This window comes from Phaeobacter sp. LSS9, assembly GCF_003443595.1.
Taxonomy (GTDB): domain Bacteria; phylum Pseudomonadota; class Alphaproteobacteria; order Rhodobacterales; family Rhodobacteraceae; genus Phaeobacter; species Phaeobacter piscinae.
Genome location: NZ_CP031956.1, coordinates 2,351,197 through 2,370,421 on the forward strand (window position 1 = coordinate 2,351,197; position 19,225 = coordinate 2,370,421).

General features: G+C 59.7%; 18 protein-coding genes and 1 pseudogene. 8 read left to right on the forward strand and 11 right to left on the reverse strand.

Annotation, left to right across the window (positions count from 1 at the left end; genetic code table 11):
• Positions 1 to 55: 55 nt before the first annotated feature.
• Positions 56 to 550: pseudogene (locus tag D1820_RS11330) on the forward strand (SGNH/GDSL hydrolase family protein); the annotation flags it as partial.
• A 108-nt stretch (positions 551 to 658) separates the two neighbouring features.
• Here D1820_RS11330 and rarD read toward each other — a convergent pair.
• The 9 genes from rarD to D1820_RS11375 form a co-directional block, all read right to left on the reverse strand.
• A complete protein-coding gene (rarD, locus tag D1820_RS11335) occupies positions 659 to 1,552 on the reverse strand; it encodes an EamA family transporter RarD (RefSeq protein WP_118069082.1) in 894 nt (297 codons plus the stop codon).
• A 181-nt stretch (positions 1,553 to 1,733) separates the two neighbouring features.
• Positions 1,734 to 4,184 carry an FAD-dependent oxidoreductase gene (locus tag D1820_RS11340; RefSeq protein ID WP_118070157.1) on the reverse strand — a complete coding sequence of 817 codons (2,451 nt, stop codon included), beginning with the start codon at positions 4,182 to 4,184 and terminating at the stop codon, positions 1,734 to 1,736.
• 108 nt (positions 4,185 to 4,292) lie between these two features.
• Positions 4,293 to 5,321, reverse strand: coding sequence for a GlxA family transcriptional regulator (locus D1820_RS11345; protein WP_118069084.1), 1,029 nt, complete (start codon positions 5,319 to 5,321; stop codon positions 4,293 to 4,295).
• A complete protein-coding gene (locus D1820_RS11350) occupies positions 5,302 to 7,749 on the reverse strand; it encodes an FAD-dependent oxidoreductase (RefSeq protein ID WP_118069085.1) in 2,448 nt (815 codons plus the stop codon). The genes D1820_RS11345 and D1820_RS11350 overlap by 20 nt, the downstream gene beginning before the upstream one ends.
• 16 nt (positions 7,750 to 7,765) lie before the next feature.
• On the reverse strand, positions 7,766 to 8,137 hold the full coding sequence (locus D1820_RS11355) for a GFA family protein (RefSeq protein ID WP_118069087.1): 372 nt from the start codon (positions 8,135 to 8,137) through the stop codon (positions 7,766 to 7,768).
• The gene (locus D1820_RS11360) at positions 8,134 to 8,763 is read right to left on the reverse strand and encodes a LysE family translocator (protein WP_118069089.1); all 630 of its coding nucleotides are present in this window, start codon (positions 8,761 to 8,763) and stop codon (positions 8,134 to 8,136) included. Before D1820_RS11360 ends, D1820_RS11355 begins: the two co-directional genes overlap by 4 nt.
• Positions 8,763 to 9,359 carry a helix-turn-helix domain-containing protein gene (locus tag D1820_RS11365; RefSeq protein ID WP_371311701.1) on the reverse strand — a complete coding sequence of 199 codons (597 nt, stop codon included), beginning with the start codon at positions 9,357 to 9,359 and terminating at the stop codon, positions 8,763 to 8,765. The genes D1820_RS11360 and D1820_RS11365 overlap by 1 nt, the downstream gene beginning before the upstream one ends.
• 173 nt (positions 9,360 to 9,532) lie before the next feature.
• Positions 9,533 to 9,988: a GAF domain-containing protein gene (locus D1820_RS11370; RefSeq protein ID WP_102897945.1), complete on the reverse strand. Its 456-nt coding sequence runs from the start codon at positions 9,986 to 9,988 to the stop codon at positions 9,533 to 9,535.
• Positions 9,989 to 10,083: 95 nt separating this feature from the next.
• Positions 10,084 to 11,256 carry an acetyl-CoA C-acyltransferase gene (locus D1820_RS11375; protein ID WP_118069090.1) on the reverse strand — a complete coding sequence of 391 codons (1,173 nt, stop codon included), beginning with the start codon at positions 11,254 to 11,256 and terminating at the stop codon, positions 10,084 to 10,086.
• A gap of 93 nt (positions 11,257 to 11,349) precedes the next feature.
• On the opposite strand from D1820_RS11375, the gene D1820_RS11380 reads away from it, so the two are divergent.
• The 3 genes from D1820_RS11380 to D1820_RS11390 all read left to right on the forward strand — a co-directional run bounded on the left by D1820_RS11380 (position 11,350) and on the right by D1820_RS11390 (position 13,962).
• The gene (locus tag D1820_RS11380) at positions 11,350 to 11,694 is read left to right on the forward strand and encodes an STAS domain-containing protein (RefSeq protein WP_096872824.1); all 345 of its coding nucleotides are present in this window, start codon (positions 11,350 to 11,352) and stop codon (positions 11,692 to 11,694) included.
• Positions 11,695 to 11,728: 34 nt separating this feature from the next.
• Positions 11,729 to 12,175, forward strand: coding sequence for an ATP-binding protein (locus tag D1820_RS11385; protein ID WP_118069092.1), 447 nt, complete (start codon positions 11,729 to 11,731; stop codon positions 12,173 to 12,175).
• A 212-nt stretch (positions 12,176 to 12,387) separates the two neighbouring features.
• Positions 12,388 to 13,962 (forward strand): gamma-glutamyltransferase family protein, encoded by a 1,575-nt coding sequence (locus D1820_RS11390; protein ID WP_118069094.1) that lies wholly within the window; start codon positions 12,388 to 12,390, stop codon positions 13,960 to 13,962.
• Between the two features lie 90 nt (positions 13,963 to 14,052).
• Here the strand turns inward: D1820_RS11390 and hspQ are convergent, their stop codons facing one another.
• Positions 14,053 to 14,379, reverse strand: coding sequence for a heat shock protein HspQ (gene hspQ, locus D1820_RS11395; protein ID WP_014876215.1), 327 nt, complete (start codon positions 14,377 to 14,379; stop codon positions 14,053 to 14,055).
• 245 nt (positions 14,380 to 14,624) lie between these two features.
• On the opposite strand from hspQ, the gene D1820_RS11400 reads away from it, so the two are divergent.
• Genes D1820_RS11400 through D1820_RS11410 form a run of 3 tightly spaced genes read left to right on the forward strand, consistent with a single transcriptional unit; the run spans position 14,625 to position 16,432 of the window.
• Positions 14,625 to 15,560 (forward strand): tetratricopeptide repeat protein, encoded by a 936-nt coding sequence (locus tag D1820_RS11400; protein WP_118070161.1) that lies wholly within the window; start codon positions 14,625 to 14,627, stop codon positions 15,558 to 15,560.
• A 27-nt stretch (positions 15,561 to 15,587) separates the two neighbouring features.
• On the forward strand, positions 15,588 to 16,229 hold the full coding sequence (locus tag D1820_RS11405; protein WP_118069095.1) for an LON peptidase substrate-binding domain-containing protein: 642 nt from the start codon (positions 15,588 to 15,590) through the stop codon (positions 16,227 to 16,229).
• Positions 16,226 to 16,432, forward strand: coding sequence for a Trm112 family protein (locus tag D1820_RS11410; RefSeq protein ID WP_102897950.1), 207 nt, complete (start codon positions 16,226 to 16,228; stop codon positions 16,430 to 16,432). Before D1820_RS11405 ends, D1820_RS11410 begins: the two co-directional genes overlap by 4 nt.
• A 90-nt stretch (positions 16,433 to 16,522) precedes the next feature.
• Here D1820_RS11410 and D1820_RS11415 read toward each other — a convergent pair whose 3' ends face one another.
• Positions 16,523 to 17,749 carry an FAD-dependent monooxygenase gene (locus D1820_RS11415; RefSeq protein ID WP_118069097.1) on the reverse strand — a complete coding sequence of 409 codons (1,227 nt, stop codon included), beginning with the start codon at positions 17,747 to 17,749 and terminating at the stop codon, positions 16,523 to 16,525.
• Positions 17,750 to 17,838: 89 nt separating this feature from the next.
• Here D1820_RS11415 and D1820_RS11420 point away from each other — a divergent pair, with 89 nt between their 5' ends.
• A complete protein-coding gene (locus tag D1820_RS11420) occupies positions 17,839 to 19,167 on the forward strand; it encodes an amidase (RefSeq protein WP_118069099.1) in 1,329 nt (442 codons plus the stop codon).
• The last annotated feature ends 58 nt before the right edge of the window (positions 19,168 to 19,225 follow it).

Genomic DNA, 19,225 nt, shown 5'->3' on the forward strand with positions numbered 1-19,225 from the left:
CGTACGGCGCAGGGCCCTGCGCCTGCCTGAACCATGGGGTCCACGGTTTGGACAGATGGGGCGTGGCGCCCCCCTGCGTCTGTTGATTGTCGGCGACAGCTCCGCCGCAGGGGTTGGTGTCGGCCGGCAGGATGACGCGCTTTGCGGCCAACTGACAACGAAACTGGCCGAAGGGCGGCATCTGACTTGGCGATTGGAGGCGACAACCGGACATCGCAGCGCTGATGCACTGGCGCGGGTCCGCGCATTGCCACCACAGACATTCGACGTCGCTGTCTTGGCGCTTGGCGTAAATGATGTGACGCGGCTTACACGACGGCGGCGGTTTCACATGGAACAGTCAGCCCTGATCCGACTTCTGCGTGACCGATTTGGGGTCACGCTGGTGATCCTGTCCGGTGTCCCGCCGATGGCGGATTTTCCCGCCCTTCCCAACCCGCTGGCCTGGGTGCTGGGCCGGCATGCGACGCGGCTGGACCAAGTTCTTGCCAAGCTGGCCGCGCAAGATCCAAATGTCGTACACCTGCCCTTCACACTGCCGCCCGATCCCACGCTGGCCGCACATGACGGGTACCACCCTTCGGCCATGGCTTATGCGCTTTGGGCTGACACTCTGGCCCAGACAATCAACGCCGAACTGTCGGGGCCTTCCGACCCGTCAGGCGCGACGCATCTGGCGCAGCAGAGAAACGGAATAGATCACCAGCGCGAGCCAGATCATCGGGAAGGCGATCATCCGCGCGCGGCCGAACTCCTCACCAAAGACAAAGACCGCCGCCAGAAAGATCATCGTGGGCGCGATATATTGCAGAATACCGATCGTGGATAGACGCAGCAGTTTGGCGCCATTGGCATAGGTGATCAGCGGCACCGCCGTCACCACACCACACCCCAGCAACAGCGCGGTATCGCTGAAGTCGCCGCCAAAATGGGCACCGCCAGTGACCGTCAGATATCCCAAATACAGCAGTGCAGGGGGTGTCAGGATCAGCACCTCCAACATGAACCCCTGATTGGGACCAACCGGTAGAGATTTCTTGAAAAACGCGTAAAAGCCCCAGCTGAGCGTTAGCCCAATCGCCGCCCAGGGCAACCGACCCGCATCCAGGGCGAGCACCAATACCGCCAGTGCTGCCAAACCGATTGCGACCAATTGGGCAGGCGACAGCCGCTCGCCCAGCAGCACAGCACCAAGCATGACGCTGAACAGCGGGTTGACATAATAGCCAAGAGCCGCATCCAACGCATGGCCGGTCGCGATGGACCAGACATAGATGCCCCAATTCACCGAAATCAGTGCTGCTGTTACCGCGCCCATCATCAACACTTTTGGGGAGGTAAGCGCCGCGCGCAGGTCGCGGGTCCGCCGCAGAATGATGAGCAGAACACCCGCAACAGGCACTGACCAGATCACCCGATGGGCCACCACTTCCGCTGCCGGCATATGCGCCAGCGCCTTCATATAGAGTGGCAGAAAGCCCCACATCAGATAGGCGGAAACGGCAAAGGCGAGGCCCTGTGGCGTGTCTTTGTTCTCAGGCTGCGGTGTCATCGTAAAATCTCCCTGAGCCGGGTTTATGCAGGTCGGCCGACAATGAACAGGGGGGATACTGCCAAAGGCGTTGATGTCATCGTTGGGCGGCAGCTCTATTCCTGGCCGTAGGGAGGATGCGCGATTATCGCACGCATCTTCCCCTTTGACGCGTTATATCATGTCACAAGATCGGGCGTTTCTATTGCTTCACCCGCTCTGATTTCGGGTCATACATCGGCTTCAGCGAGACCTCGGCCTTCACCTTCACACCGCAGACGTCAATCTCATAGCTTGAGCCCAGCACATCCGCTACACTTTCACCGTCACACGGTACGTAGCCCATACCGATGGCGGCACCCAGCGTATGCCCGTAGTTACCGGAGCTGAGGTAACCCACATATTTGCCGTCACGGATGATCGGCTCGTTGTGGAACAACAGCGGCTCGGCGTCGGTCAGTTTGAACTGAACCATGCGGTTCTTTGGGCCAGTCTCCTTACGCTCCAGCACCGCAGCCTTGCCAATGAAATCCGCATTGTCGGTTTTCACCGCAAAGCCCAGGCCGGCGTCGATCACATGGTCCTCGCAGGTGATGTCGTGGCCGAAGTGGCGGAAGCCCTTCTCGATCCGGCAGCTGTCCATCATGTGCATGCCGCAGAGCTTCAGCCCCATGTCCTGGCCTGCTTCCCAGAGGGTCTCAAAAGCGTGGCCGGCCATGTCGGCTCCGACATAGATTTCCCAGCCCAACTCGCCCACATAAGTTACGCGGTGGACACGGGCGAGGCCCATGCCCAGCTCGATTTCCTGCGCGGTGCCAAAGGGGTTCACCGCGTTGGAGAAGTCATTGGGTGAGACCATCTGCAGCAGCTTGCGGGCGTTCGGGCCCATCACCGCCAGCACGCCCTCGCCCGCGGTCACATCGGTGATCACCACACGGTGGTCGCCCACATGACGCATCATCCAGGTCTGATCTGCCAGACGGGTCACCGCCGGGGTCACCACCAGATAGGCGGTCTCCGACAGGCGGGTAACGGTCACATCGGCTTCAATGCCGCCGCGGTTGTTCAGGAACTGGGTGTAGACGATCTTGCCCGCCGGCACCGACAGGTTGGCGCCGCAGATGTAGTTCAGGAAGGTTTCGGCATCCGGACCTTCGACGCGGATCTTGCCAAAGGAGGACATGTCGTACATGCCGATATTTTCGCGGACTGCCCTGTGTTCTGCTGCCGAGTTTTCGAACCAATTCTGGCGTTTCCAGCTGTATTGGTATTCGCGCTCCTGGCCTTCGTTGGCAAACCAATTGGCGCGTTCCCAGCCGCCGATTTCGCCCATCACCGCGCCCTGTTCCAGCAAGTGATGGTGGAACGGGGTACGGCGCACGCCACGAGCGGTGGCCTTTTGGCGGTAGGGGAAGTGGTCGGCGTAGAGCAGGCCCAAGGTCTCTTTGGAGCGCTCATACAGGTAGTGTTTGTTGCCTTGGAACGGCTGCATACGGGAGATGTCCACGTCGCCAAGGTCGAACGGTTTCTGGCCGTCTTCCATCCACTGCGCCAGCGCCATACCAGCGCCACCTGCCGATTGGATGCCGATTGAGTTGAAGCCTGCCGCGACCCAGACATTATCCATCTCAGGCGCCAGGCCGAGGTGGTAGGCGTCATCCGGGGTGAAGCTCTCCGGCCCGTTGAAGAAGGTGTGGATGCCTGCCTCCGCCAGCATCGGCATCCGATTGCAGGCGGCTTCCAGGATCGGCTCGAAGTGGTCGAAATCCTCAGGCAACTGGTCGAATTCGAATGTGTCCGGGATGCCGTTCATCGCCCAGGGTTTGGCGTTCGGTTCAAACGCGCCGAGCAGGATTTTTCCCGCGTCTTCCTTGTAGTAGGCGCATTCGTCCGGCACCCGCAGCACCGGCATCTGGGTCAGGCCGGTGATGCCTTCGGTCACGATGTAGAAGTGTTCACAGGCGTGCAGCGGCACGTTGACGCCCGCCATACGGCCAACCTCGTGGCCCCACATGCCGGCGCAGTTCACCACCATGTCGGCCTCGATATGGCCCTGCGACTGGCCGTCGTCGCTGGCCCAGTCGACGCCGGTGACACGGCGGCCCTCCTTGGAGATGCCGGTGACCTTGATCCGTTCCTTGACCAGCGCGCCGCGTTGACGCGCGCCCTTGGCCAAGGCCAGCGCGATATTGGCCGGATCCCCCTGCCCATCCTTAGGCAGCCACACGCCTGCAGTCACATCGCCGACATTCAGGTGCTCATAGCGGGTTTTCACTTCCTCGGGGGAGATTTCCTCAACCTCGACACCGAATGCGCGCGCCATGGCGGCCTGGCGGAAGATCTCTTCCTTGCGCTCTTCGGTCAGGGCTACTGTGATCGAGCCGCAGCGTTTGAACCCGGTGGCAACGCCTGTTTCCTCTTCCAGCGCGCCGTAAAGCTCCTGGCTGTATTTTGCCAGTTTGGTCATGTTGGCGGTCGCGCGCAGTTGGGCGATCAGACCCGCGGCGTGCCAGGTCGTGCCCGAGGTCAGCTGTTTACGCTCCAGCAGCACAACGTCCTTCCAGCCCAGTTTTGTCAGGTGATAGGCGACCGAGCAGCCAATCACGCCGCCGCCGATGATGACCACGCGGGCCTTGTTGGGAAGATCGCTCATCATGTGCCTCCTGAACTTGACTGGACGAACTGCATGGCCGGATCCTGCCATATCAAGGCGACAACAAATGCATCAAAAACGCCAGTCTGCACGCTCTATTCTCCACCGCTATCCTGTGGATTTTCGACGCTGCTGGTGTGACTGAGACACGCGCCGTGATTTGCGCAGAGCAAAGGGTGTCATGCCAAAAAACGCCTTATACAGGGTCGAAAACCCATTGGAGAACCCGCAGGCCAAACCGATCTCACGCACGCTCATCGTGGTGTTCAGCAAGAGGTTATTGGCCTTATTCAAACGCATCTCCCGGTAGAAACCATTGGGTGTCGTGCCGAGAAAGGTCTTGAACTTGCGTTCCAGAGATCGGGTCGAAATCCCGAGATGGTCAACGATCTCATTGATCGGCAGCGGTTCCTCTATGTGCTCCTGCATAACGTGAATGGCCTGATCAAGGTCCGCATCGCCGGTGATCGTTGGTTTCACACCCGAAAACGGCTGCAACGACGCGAAGTCCCGCACCTTGTCGTGCAAGAGGATATTCGCAACCGTCACCTGCGCGGCTGCCGTGGTCAGCTGTCCGATCAGGGCCAGAACGATGTCCACCGTCGCCCCCATCCCGGCACAGGTCACCACCTGCCCATCTTCACTCGCCAGCGCGAAATTGGCGTCGAACAATCCAATGCGTTCACGCATCAAGTTGGTGTTTTCCCAATGCGTCGTGTGCTGGGCTCCGTCCTTGCCACTGTCACGGATATACCGGCTGGCGGCCTCTGCCAGCAGATAGACCTTGGCCCCGCGCGTGCGGTAGGTGCTGATCAGCGATCCCATCGACAGCGCCGGACAGTCGGGATCCGTATTGCCCAAAACAAACACGCAATCGGCATCTGCTTTCGCCGCGAAAGGCTCCGTCTCGACATAAGCGCCAGCACGGCATCCGACCCGCCCGCCCCCAGCAGAGCGCATTGTCCAGGAGAACGGTGGCTGGGCGAGCACACGATTGGCCAGCCGCAAGGGCTCCACCACAGCAGAAAACTCAGTGAGCACAAAACCTTCCGTCAGGATGATATCGACCCGCCACTGACGTCCCCCCGGGGGTACCCCCCCGGAGGTCACAGATGCCTCAGGCGCGGAGCCGGTCATTGTCCGGATCCCACAGCGGTTTGTCGTCCTGAACTACAGCGCGGTATTTCTCGCCATAGATCTCGACCTCCAACTCGGTACCCGGCACCGCTGCATCGCTACGCACCATGCCCAGCGCGATTGAGGCGTTCACGCGATACCCCCAATCGCCGGAAGTGGTCTCTCCGACGATCTCTCCATCCTTCCAAATGCAGGACATATAAGGCGCATCCGCATCGCCAGCCTCAACGATCAGAGTGACAAAGGACTTCTTGACGCCCTGCTGTTTTTCACTCTGGATCGCGGCCTTGCCCGGGAAGTCTTGCGGCTTGTCCAGTTTAACAAACCGCTCAAGCCCCCCTTCCAGCAGCGAATAATCGGTGCTGAGGTCACCTTTCCACGTGCGGTAACCCTTTTCGATCCGCAGAGAGTTCAGCGCGTACATGCCGAACGGCTTGGCGCCGCCTTCGATCAGCGCTGCGTAAATGTCGGTCTGATGTGCGTTGGCGCAATGCACTTCCCAGCCCAGCTCACCGGCATAGGACACCCGCGCCAGGAAGGCGGGTTTGCCCGCGACGGTGGCTTCTTGATGGGTCAGCCAGCCAAGCGACAGATCGGCGTCGGAGATATCCGCCAACAGCTCCCGCGATTGCGGGCCCGTCACAATCATCGTCGCACATTCCGTGGTGTGATCCGTCAAGCTGAGACCAGCGGGCAGCGCCTTCTTCAAGATCTCAAAATCATGCCACTGAGCCGAGCCTGCGGTGATCATGGTGAAGTGATCCTCACCGTGACGCATGCAGGACATCTCCGTCAGGATGCGACCGCGATCATCGGCAAAATAGACGAGGTTCATCCGGCCTACTTTAGGCAACCCACCGGTTATCAGGCCGCGCAGGAATTCGGCGGCACCTGCGCCGCTCAGATTAAAGCGAGAGAAGCCCGGCAGATCCAGCACGCCAACACCATCGCGCACGGCTTCGCATTCTTCCTTGATCCGCTGCTGCCATGGGCCAGAACGACCCCAGGTATGGGTGGCGTCCTCAGACGTGTCGTCTCCGGGCTTGGCAAACCAGTTGGCGCGCTCCCAACCGTTGTAGGCGCCCATGACACCTCCCAACTCCTTGATCTTGGTATGAACCTGGCTGACCTTCTTGTCGCGCGCAGCGGGCCACTCGTGATACGGGAAGTGCATGGCGTATTCATTGCCGTAGACTTCCATACCTTTCTGGTCGCAGTAATCCTGATCGGTGTAGTCGGTGTAGCGGCGCGGATCGACCGCCCACATGTCCCACTCCGTTTGACCATCGACGATCCATTCCGCCAGCACCTTGCCAGCACCACCGCCCTGGGCGATGCCGAAGGTGAAGACGCAGGCCTCAAACGCGTTATCGACGCCCGGCATCGGGCCGATCAGCGGCAGGCCATCGGGCGCATAGGGGATCGGGCCGTTGATCACGCTGGACACACCGGAGGTGGCCATCAGCGGCACACGATCCATGGCGTCGGTCACGATATCCTCGATCCGGTCCAGATCGTCTGACCAGAGCTGGAATGAGAAGTCGTCCGGCATCTGGTCATCTTCGGTCATCCAGTGACCTCGGCAGTTCGGTTCATAGGGGCCGAGGTTATAGCCGTTCTTCTCCTGCCGCAGATAATAAGAGACATCCACGTCACGGATTAGCGGGAGCTTCTTGCCATGCTCCTTGCTCCAGGCTTCGATTTCCGGAATCTGCTCGGTTAGCAGATATTGGTGCGACATCACCATCATCGGCACAGTACGGCCGCCATAGTCCTTGAACCATTCACCCACCCGTTGGGCATAGTAACCTGCGGCATTCACCACATAATCACATTCGATATCGCCCTTGTCGGTGTGCACGATCCAGGTTTTGTCTTCCTTCTGCGTCACACCCGTTGCCGGGCAGAAGCGGATAATCCTGGCTCCCATGTCGCGCGCACCTTTGGCCAGCGCCTGCGTCACCTGTGCCGGATCGATGTCTCCATCGGTGGGATCATACAGTACCCCTTCCAGATCGTGGGTTTCCAGAAACGGGTAATGCTCCTTGGCTTGCTCAGGTGTCCACATCTCCATCTCAATGCCCTGATACCGGCCCATGGAACAGGCGCGTTCGAACTCCTGCATCCGTTCCTTGGTATGTGCCAGACGGATGGACCCGGACTGGTGGTAGTTCATCGGATAATCGACTTCCTCCCCCAGACCCGCATATAGTTCGGTCGAGTAGCGCTGCATGTTCATGATCGCCCAGGACGTCGAAAAGGTCGGGACATTGCCCGCCGCATGCCATGTGGAGCCTGCAGTCAGCTCATTCTTCTCAAGCAGCACGCAATCCGCCCAGCCTTTCTTGGCCAGATGATAAAGCGCCGAACAACCGACGACACCGCCGCCGATGATGACCACACGGGCCTTTGTTGGAAAATCAGACATGATGCCTCCCTCGTCGTCAGTCCTCTTGCGGCACACCGTCCGCAATGTCGTAGTAGTCGCCCTTGGAGGCGGTGAAGATGTGTTTTTCGACGCTGAGACCGGTGTTCCCGTCGACAGCGCCCAGTGCAAAGCTGATGGTGTCCTCGTCCGTGCCCTTCCAGAACAGGAAAGAACCGCATCGCGGGCAGATGCCGCGTTTGGCTAGCGATGTTGCCTCAAACCAGCGGACCGGGCCCGTGATCATGAGGTCCACGTCACGCACCTGTGCAGAGGCCCAAATGCCGCCCGATTGCTTGCGACATTGGGTACAATGGCACATCGATGCGCCGCTCGGTTCTGCGGCGGTTTCAAAACAAACGTCACCGCACAGGCAAGACCCTGTGATCATCGCGCATCCTCCAGATCAGGCACGCTGGTCGATCCCAAGAGCACCCCATAGACAATGAAACAAATGGCCAGAAGACGCCGGATCCACAGGTTGAAGACCGCCTTCATCGCCGCCTGACCCATCGCAACACCAAGCAGCGTGAACCCCGTATAGCTCAGCGTTGTGAGGATCAGCGCGGTGGGCATGATCACCAGCATCTGATCCCAGATTGGCACGCTTGGTTCGACAAATTGCGAAAACGCTGCGAGATATCCGGCAACACTCTTAGGGTTGATCACCGCCACAGCCAGAGCATGCAGATAGACATGGCGCGCAGGTCGCTCCACTGCCGGAGCTGGCCGTGTGGCGTTGCGCCATCCGCGCACGCCCAGATAGATCAGGAATGCCGCCCCGATCAGCTTGGCAATCAGAAACACACTCGGCGAAGCAGCAATCAGAGCCGTCACGCCGATCGCCGACAGCAGCAGAAACAAGGTTGCCTGTGTCAGAATGGCCAGGAGGCCGACCATCGCCCGCCAGAACCCCAAGCTCATTCCATTGGAAATGCAATTCACGGCATTTGGCCCGGGTGTGGTGACGAAGACCACCCAGAACACAGCAAAGAGGGTCCAGGCGTCAAAACTCATCAATACACCGGCGGCGCGATAACCCAGACCGCCACAGCAGGCACGTCATAGGGGTTGGCCCATTGGTAGGCTTCTTCCTTGATCCGGAAGCTATCGCCCGGCCCAACGGTGAAGCTGCGGCCCCCGATCACCAGGTCCAATTGCCCGGCAATCATATAGCCGACCTCCTGTGTCGGACGATCCGCCGGGACCTGCATTCGAGAATGCGGGCGAAAGGTGGAATGCACCATCTCGAAATCGTCGGTCAGATCCGGTGACAGCAACTCCTCCATCAGGCCTTCCTCACCAGACCCCATCGGGCGACGCGCTCCCGCACGGACGATATACCCCTGCTCTGCGACCGGTGCCGCCGAATGGGCAAACAGCATCGACATCGGCACGTTCAAAGCCTTTGCAATCTCGCGGAGGTCCGAAATCGACGGTTCCGACATATCCCGCTCAACCTGGCTCAGCCAACCGACGGATCGACCTAGACGCGCTGCAAGCTCCGCAAGCGTTGCCCCTCGCGCCTTGCGCAAGGCGCGCAAATCCGCCCCTAGGCTTGCCGGTTGTGGAGATTGATCCGTCACATAGCACCTGTGAAAATTATCGCTCATTTTTCACGATGCAACGTATTCATGAAATTTCCAAGGATTTTTTCACGAACATCACTTTACATACAAAAGCCCAGCACACTCTAGGCGCCGGGCTCTGTCATCTTTCCGTAAATACTCTGGGGTGAGGCCCTGAGGCCCTGAGGGCCGAGGGGCAAAGCCCCTGCCGCTGCGAATCAGCTTGGAGCGAAGACCCGCTTCAGGATCGCAGTGATCTGTTCTGCATCATCCCCAGTAAATGCCTCGGGCTGGTCGCTGTCGATGTCAAAAACCCCGATCAATGCCCCATCACCGTTCCAGACTGGCAACACCAGCTCAGAGCGCGTCGAAGAAGCGCAAGCGATGTGGCCAGGAAACGCCTCGACATCGGCCACCAGCTGAACCTCGCCGGTCCGGGCCGCTGCGCCGCAGACCCCCCGGGAGAACGGGATCTGCAGGCAGCCATGACCACCCTGATACGGGCCGATCTTAAGCAATTCCGGTGCCACCACCCGATAAAACCCGGTCCAGTCAAACCGCTCATCACTGTGATGCACTTCGCAGGCCACGGTGGCCATCAGCGCGACCTCGTCGGTCTCGCCCTCGGTCAAAGCAGTGATGGTTTTGGCCAGTGTTTCGTAATCGACCTGCATGGGTAGCCCTCCTTCAACGTCGCTGAGGGGGCTGTCTGCCCCCTCTTGACCTGCCGGTCAATTCACCCCCGAGAGTATTTTTTGAAAGGTGACAATCACATGCGCTCAATCGCGATGGCCGTGCCCTCACCGCCACCAATGCAAATGGCTGCGATGCCGCGCTTCAGGCCGCGTTTTTCCAATGCGTTCAGCAATGTCACGATGATACGCGCGCCGGAGGCTCCGATCGGATGACCCAAAGCACAGGCGCCGCCGTTGACGTTCACTTTGTCACGCGGCAACCCCATTTCATGCATGAAAGCCATTGGCACGACGGCGAAGGCTTCGTTCACTTCCCAAAGATCCACATCGCCAACGGTCCAGCCGAGCTGCGCCATCAGCTTTTGTGCTGCTGGAACAGGAGCGGTTGTGAAGAGGCCTGGCGCCTGGGCGTGACTGGCATGCCCCATGATACGGGCGCGTATGGTCAGGCCTTGCGCTTTCGCAGCATCCTGGGAGGCCAGCAGCAATGCGGCGGCGCCATCCGAAATCGACGAAGCATTGGCGGCAGTCACAGTGCCATCCTTGCGGAAGGCCGGTTTCAGCGTCGGGATCTTATCCGGGCGTGCTGATTTGGGCTGCTCATCCGCGTCCGTAACAGTCTCGCCCTTGCGGGTTTTGACGGTTACCGGCGCGATCTCGTTATCAAAGGCACCGCTTTCCTGTGCTGCCAGCGCATTGGACAATGATGTCAGCGCGTAGTCATCCTGTGCCTCCCGCGTGAACTGATAGGTCTCCGCACAATCTTCGGCAAAGGTGCCCATCAGGCGGCCCTTATCATAAGCGTCTTCAAGCCCATCCAGGAACATATGATCGACCACCTGCCCATGCCCAAGCCGCGCGCCATTGCGCATCTTTGGCAGTAGATATGGTGCATTTGTCATGCTCTCCATGCCGCCCGCAATCATGGTGTCCGCCTGACCCAACGCGATCTGATCATAGGCCATCATCGCCGCTTTCATGCCGGAGCCGCACATCTTGTTCAGCGTGGTGGCCGGCACCTCTTCGCCCAAGCCAGCTGCGAACCCTGCCTGCCGCGCTGGGGCCTGACCCTGGCCTGCGGGCAAAACACACCCCATCAGGACTTCATCGACAGTGGTGGCCCCTGCCCCCGCGAGCGCGGCGCGCATTGCAGCGCCGCCCAGCTCAGCGGCTGCGACGCCGTCGTACATGCCCTGAAATCCGCCCATGGGGGTGCGGGCCGCGCCTGCGATCACAACAGTTTTCATCTAATATTCCTCCTAATGTCGAAATAGTGCATACAAAATCGTAAGGATTGGCGTCTAGGCTGATCGTCAACACATATTGACGCGGGGACACTCATGAGCCTGACCAGCACAACAGCCGATGGCACCCAGATCGTGACCGTCAATGCCGAGCGCATTGATGCAGCCATGGCTATCCAATTCAAAGAAGATATGCGCGCGACCACCGAAAACGGCCCTGATCGTGTCATTCTCGACCTGTCAGAGGTGAAATTCATCGATTCCAGCGGGCTTGGCGCTATCGTGGCGGCTATGAAGCAACTGGGTCAGGGACGAAAACTGGACCTTGCCGGGTTGACGCCGATGGTCGACAAAGTGTTTCGACTGACGCGAATGGATACTGTTTTCGATTTATATGCGTCGCTGGGCGATGCAACGACCGCAACCCACATCGATTCTTGAACCCACGCGTGTTTTTACGCGGAGCGAAAAGACCATGGTAGAAACCTTTTCCTGCACGTTCACGGCTACGGAACTGGATGCCAGATCTGGCGTACAGGACATCGTCGCACGGCTGCGCACCATGGGGATCCCGGATCCCCGCGTGGACGAGGTTCAGATCGCTCTAACCGAGGCTGTGAACAATGTCGTCGAACATGCCTACGCCGGGATGGATATCGGTGACGTGCGTATTCGCTGCAACCTGCACCCCGACCAGTTGTGGATTTCCATTGGCGACGGTGGTGCCCCCTTCAAGAACGACGAGCTGCCCTTGGGCACGCCACATGACCTGACCGTTGATGCCGATCAGTTGCCCGAGGGCGGCTTTGGCTGGCTGCTGATCCGGGAACTTACCTCCGACGTGCAGTACAAGCGCGACGACACGGGCAACAATCTCTCGCTCTGCTTCGAAATCAAGATGCGCAACGCCAACAGCGCCTGAACAGCACGCGCAGACACGAGGGGCAGCCTGACAGGCAACCAAGCAGGTGCGCGACTACACGCCCAAGACTCACAGGCACAGGATCTTACGCAGACCGCCAGTTTGTGATGCGCCCTCCGAACGTCCCACCCGTCCCATCAACATTGGCAGACGCTTTGTCGTTGCCTTTGCCTCTGTGCGATCTAATCTGCCTTCCAATCACAGGAGGCATCATGCGCGATTTTCATTTCCCGGGGCGATCAGCTGTATTCGCTGAAAATGGCGTCTGCGCCACATCTCATCCGCTGGCAGCGGGCGTGGCGATTGACATCCTGAAGCGAGGTGGCAATGCCATGGACGCCGCGATTGCGGGTGCTGTATTGCTTGGCATATGCGAACCGCAGATGACTGGGATCGGCGGCGATTGTTTTGTTCTTTACTCACGCCCCGGCGCAGCGGTTCAGGCGATGAACGGCTCCGGGCGTGCGGCGGCGGCTGCCGATGCGGCAGGACTGCGGGCGACCGGGCTGACGACCGTCCCCTTGACCAGCGCACATGCCGTAACGATCCCCGGTGCGGTTGATGCCTTCTGCACGCTCTCCGATACGGAAGGGCGGCTTGGACTGGATACGCTCCTTGCACCCGCCATCCACTATGCCGAGGCGGGGGTACCGGTTGCCCCACGCGTCGCCTTTGACTGGCAAAGTGATGCGGAGACCCTGCAAGGCCGTGCGCGCGACCACTACCTCTTTGATGGGACACCACCGAAAATCGGCCAGATGTTTCGCGCAGCAGGGCAGGCCGAAGTGCTGCGTCGGATTGCCAAGGACGGCCGCGATGCCTTTTATACCGGCGAAATTGCTGAGGATATGATAGCTGCGTTGCAGGCGCGTGACGGCGTACAAAGCGCGGATGATTTTGCCAACACCAAGGCCGAACTGACCCTTCCCGTTGCCGGAACTTACCACGATATCGATCTGGTTGAACATCCGCCCAACGGCCAGGGTGCCACTGCCATTCTGATGCTGAATATTCTCAAACATTTCGACATCGCCGGAATGAATCCCTTAGGTGCTGAGCGGGTTCACATTGAGGCGGAAGCCGTGAAGCTGGCCTATGATGCCCGCAATCGGTTTATTGCCGATGCCGATCACACCGACCGATTGGATCATATGCTGGCCCCTGAGACGGCAGCGCGACTGGCTGAGTTGATCAATCCGAAACGAGCAATGGCGGCCGCCGCCCCACTGAGCGAAGCGGTGCACAAGGACACCATCTATATCACCGTGGTCGACAAGGACCGCATGGCCGTCTCGCTGATTTATTCGATCTTCCATGGCTTCGGGTCGGGAATTGCCTCTGACAAATTTGGCATCCTGTTACAGAACCGGGGCGCCGGTTTCACCTTGGAGGAGGGCCACCCCAATATGTTGGCAGGAGGCAAGCGTCCGATGCACACCATCATCCCAGGAATGCTGCGCAAAGAGGGCGCTGTGACCATGCCCTTCGGCGTGATGGGCGGGGCGTATCAACCCAATGGGCACGCGCGGTTTGTGTCCAACCTGACGGATTTCCGGATGGATCCACAAGCAGCAATCGATATGCCCCGTGCCTTTGCGGATGCTGGCCAGCTGAAGGTCGAACGAGGTTATAGCGATGCGGTGCGTCAAGAGCTCGCCGATATGGGCCATAACGTTACGATCCCGGAGACAGCGATTGGCGGTGCTCAGGCGATTCAGATTCACAGTTCGGGAATTCTGGAAGGCGCCAGTGACGCACGCAAGGATGGCTGCGCCCTCGGGTATTGAACCGCCCTCGGCAGCCGATCATCAGAAAGAATAGTGATCTTCGCAGCGGCATGTGCTGTTGCGGAGATCCAATCCCCAACGGCATCGACCCTAGTTCAGCTGATAGTGCAACGCATAGCTGCCGTCGTCAAAACTGCCAAACATCTCGGGGATATCAGGGTGGCCCACAGGTTCGCCGGAATAATCCGCAATCAGGTTCTGTTCAGACACATACGCCACATAATATGTCTGATCGTTCTCTGCCAGCAGGTGATAATAAGGCTGATCCTTCACTGGACGGCTGTCCTCGGGGATCGCCTCATACCATTCTTCTGTATTGGCAAATTCAGGATCGACATCGAACACGACACCGCGAAAAGGGTGTTTGCGATGGCGGACAACCTGTCCCAGATTATATTTCGCGCGCGTTCTAAGCATGAATGCTGTTCCTATCGCCTCATGATACTCTGCCACAAGGGAAAATGTCGAATCCGCGACAGGCTTTCGGCGGAAACACTCTGTCCTTCACGATAGGACAATGCTGCTGCCCCCACTGCCAGGTATTCAGCGCCCGTGAAACCCTCGTGATTGCGAAGCGCCTATAGGCTTTGCGCAGATCGGCCCTTGGTTTCTGGGCGGCCAGCTTTCATATAGGGGGCAAGTTCGAAATGGAGAGCAAGCGCATGATCGATATTCTTGGCGGCGCGGGAGATATGGCCCCCGCAGGTGATCTGGTCAAAGACGTGACCGAGGCAACATTCATGCAGGATGTCGTCGATGCCTCAATGCAGGCGCCGGTGATCGTGGATTTCTGGGCGCCCTGGTGCGGCCCCTGCAAGACCCTTGGCCCCGCATTGGAAGCCGCCGTGACCAAAGCCAAAGGCGCGGTCACAATGGCAAAGATTGACGTGGATCAGAACCAGCGCCTGGTGCAGGCGCTGTCGCAGCAGGGTTTGCCGCTGCAGTCGATCCCCACGGTTGTCGCCTTTGTCCAAGGTCGACCAATTGACATGTTTCAGGGCGCTGTGGCCCCATCCGAGATCGATGCGTTCATCAAGCGTGCCGTTGAAGCAGGCGGCGGTAGCGCAGATGGCGGTCTGGGCGATGCGATCGAAGCCGCAGAGCAGATGTTGACCGATGGCGATGTGGCAGATGCCGCACAGACTTTTGCCGCTGTTTTGGGCGAAGATGACAAAAACGCAGCTGCTTACGGTGGTCTGGCTCGTGCCCATGTTGCCATGGGCGACCTGGATCAGGCAGAGGCCGTGCTGAATGGCGCCCCGGCTGAGATTTCCGACGCCGCAGAGATCGAGGCAGCCCATGCCCAGATCGCCCTCGCCCGGCAGGCCGAGAATGCCGGACCGGTGGCCGAACTGCGCGCAACCGTGGAGGCCTATCCCGAAGACCATCAGGCGCGGTTTGATCTGGCGCAGGCATTGCATGCCGCAGGTGAGACAGAGGCCGCCGTGGATGAGCTTTTGACGCTGTTCCGCAAGAATCAGGACTGGAATGACGGCGCCGCAAAAGCACAGCTGTTCACGATCTTTGATGCGCTGAAACCAAATGATCCGATCGTTCTGAATGGTCGGCGCAAACTCAGCTCAATCATATTTGCCTAAGGCAATGTCAGCGCTACAGTCCCTAGTATGATACAGGCCGCTGATCTGCCCGATACCCTACCGGTGTTTCCTCTGCCCGGGGCGCTATTGCTGCCCCGTGCCCGCTTACCGTTGCACATATTTGAGCCGCGCTACCTGCAAATGCTGGAAGATGCGTTCAAGACGTCGCACCGGTTGATCGGCATGGTCCAGCCGTTCCCCTCGAAAACGGAAGAGAGCCCCCTTCACAGTATCGGCTGTGCGGGGCGTGTGACCCAGTTTTCAGAGACCGAGGATGGACGTTATCTGATCACCTTGTCTGGGGTGTCGCGCTTCCGCATCAAAACCGAGGTCAACGGCTTCACCCCTTACCGGCGGTGTGAAGTCGACTGGGGCGATTTTAATCGCGATCTGGGTAAGGTTGAAGCCGACGAGTGCTTCAACCGGTCAGGGTTTCTGGACTTGCTCGAGCGCTTTTTCGAATCGCGCAGCCTGTCGACAGATTGGGAAGCACTGAAGGACGCCGAGGACGAGCTGTTGATCAATTCCCTGTCCATGATGCTCGACTTCGATCCCGAGGACAAACAGGCCTTGCTCGAGGCACCCTGCCTTGCCACAAGGCGCGAAACCCTGGTCACATTGATCGAGTTTGCCCTGCGCGGCGGCTCGCATGAGGAAATTCTGCAATGAGCACTGAACCGTCTTCTACCGATACCGTGGCGGCCTCGTTTGATCGCCGGATGCTAGAGGCATTGGTCTGCCCGCGCACCCAGACGGTTCTGGAATATGACGCATCTGCACAAGAGCTGATTTCGCGCGCCGCCAATCTGGCCTTCCCAATCCGCAACGGGATCCCAGTGATGCTGGAAGATGAAGCCCGCGTGCTGGACTAACTCCCGCGTTTCTTATTGAGGCATCCTGCAATGTGACGGAGGCCGGGTTTGATCCACCCGGCCTTCGTCACATTGAATCGTATGCCAGGATCAGATCGCCCGCCCCTGCAGCAGGCGGGGCAGATCGCCGGTCAACCCTGCGGCCTCTCGAATAAAGTTTTTCCGCAGCCCCGGGATCGCACCAACCACGCCCATACCAATGTCGCGCCCCAGACGGAGCAGCGGATTGTCGCTGGAAAACAGCCTGTTGAACATATCGGTGGCGGCTGCGAGGCTGGCAGTATCGAAACGACGCCACTGCTGATATTGCGCCAGCACCAAGGGTGAGGCGATATCCTCGCCACGGCGCTTCGCCTCGGTCAACACCTCCGCCAGGGCGCCAACATCGCGAAGACCCGCATTGAGCCCCTGCCCGGCAATCGGATGGACCCCATGTGCGGCATCCCCGACCAGCGCCAGCCGCTCTGACACGAACGCATTCGCCAGTGTCAGGTTCAGCGGATAGGTGAACCGGTCCCCGGCCAGACTGATCTCGCCCAGAAAATCACCAAAGCGCGGACGCAGGGCCGCCAGATAATCCGCCTCTCCAAGCGCCTGAATGGACCGGGCCGTGCTACTGCGTTCACTCCACACGATTGAAGACCGGTTACCCGGTAGCGGCAGGATGGCCAGAGGCCCAGGCGGCATGAAGAACTGATGTGCGACACCGTGGTGGGGCTTTTCATGTTCAATCGCACAGACTAACGCCGTCTGCCCGTAGTCCCATCCCGTCCGTCTGATACCGGCCCGTGCTGCAGTCCCGCTGCGCCGACCATCCGCGCCAACAATCATGCCAGCACGCAGTGTGTCGCCAGACGCAAGCGTGACGGTCACACCGCTGGTGTCGACCTGCTGCGCGACCACTGTCTGCTCATCCACCAATGTGATCGCGGCGTTGTCTTCTATGGCGCTGCGCAAGGCCCGGCGCAGATAGCGATCCTCAATCATGTAGCCCATCGGACCATCTTCGATCTCGGCGTGGTCGAAATGCATGAAAAACGGCGACGGCCTCTGCCCGGCCCTGCCGTCGGTGACCTTGATATCCAGCATCGGCTGCGCCTTCTCTGCGACCTGCGACCAGACGCCGATCTGATCCACCAGCCGCTGCGAGGCCAGCGCCAGGGCATAACTACGCCCGTCGAAGCCATCATCGTCGCGCAAATCTCGGGGAAGCGCATCAATCAGGGTCACGCTGTGCCCGGTCTGTGCCAGCGCCAAAGCAAGAGCCGGACCATTCAGGCCACCGCCCACAATCAGGATGTCAGATGTGTTTTTCATGCCCCGCAATATGCGCCTGCGATTGGGATTGTCCATGGGGCGCGGTGCCGCTACCGTCGCCCCATCCCGTGCAATTTGGAGAGGCGCATATGCAAGAGTGGCTGACGCAGACCGCGGCGAATTTGGGCCGTGGCATCGAGGCGGGCGATATCTGTCCGGTTGCCCTTACCAAAACCTATCTCGACGCGATCGACGCACATCCGCATCGTGACCGGATTTACACCGTCGTGACCCATGACCGCGCCCTCGCCGAAGCAGAAGCCGCCAAAGTGCGCGCAGCAAATGGACAGCGATTGTCGCTATTGGACGGTGTTCCGATCAGCTGGAAAGATCTGTTTGACAGCGCCAGCATAGTGACCGAATCCGGGTCTGATCTGCTGGCCAACCGCATACCTGATCGCGATGCGCTGGTGCTGCGGTCTGCGACCGCGATGGGCGCTGTATGCCTTGGCAAGACGCATATGAGCGAGCTGGCGTTCTCCGGGCTTGGCCTCAACCCGGTGAAGGCGACACCGCCTTGCATTCATGACGACGCAGCCGCGCCCGGCGGGTCATCTTCCGGTGCGGCGACCTCTGTCGCCTTTGGGCTTGCGGCCTGTGGAATCGGCTCTGACACTGGGGGTTCGGTGCGTATTCCGGCGGCGTGGAACGATCTTGTAGGGTTAAAGACCACCTCTGGCCGGATAAGCCTGGAAGGGGTCGTCCCGCTCTGCCTCAAGTTTGATACGGTTGGCCCGCTGACCCGATCGGTTGAGGATGCAGCGCTCTATCTCGGCATGTTGGAGGGCAGCCATGGCCCCGATCTGAGAGGGGCAACGTTGGCGGGGAAGCGATTTGCCGATCTGTGGACTGTCGCGCAGCAGGATCTCGCGCCTGAGATCGCAAGCGCCTACAGCAAGGCCCTGGATCAGTTGCGCGCCGCCGGGGCGGAGATCATTCCGCTAGAGGTGCCCGTGCTGGAAGACGCCATGGCCCTAAGCGCAGTCCTGTTCACATCCGAAGCCTACGGTCTGTGGAAGGATGTGATTGAAGCAGCCCCGGATCTGATGTTCCCGGAGATCCTCGAACGCTTCCGCTCCGGTTCGGGCTTCAGCGGTCCGGATTATGTCGCAGCTTGGGCCAAGCTGGAACAATTCAGAATGGACTGGGATCTGGCCACCGCAGGCTTTGACGGGATCCTCTGCCCGACCTCCCCCATTCTGCCGCCGAATGTCGCACGGCTCCAAAGCGATCATGACTACTACATCCATTCGAACCTGATGGCGCTGCGCAATACCCGGATTGGGAACCTGATGGGTCTCTGCGCCCTGACGCTGCCAACAGGGGTGCCATCCTGTGGGCTGCAGATCCTCGGCCAGCCCGACTGCGAAGAGGCGCTTTTGCGGATTGGCGCTGCGGTGGAGCGAGCGTTGGCGTGAAAGCCACATTTCGCCAAGCCCGGTTTTGCGTGGCTGGACGCAGCGGGATCGGCTCTGT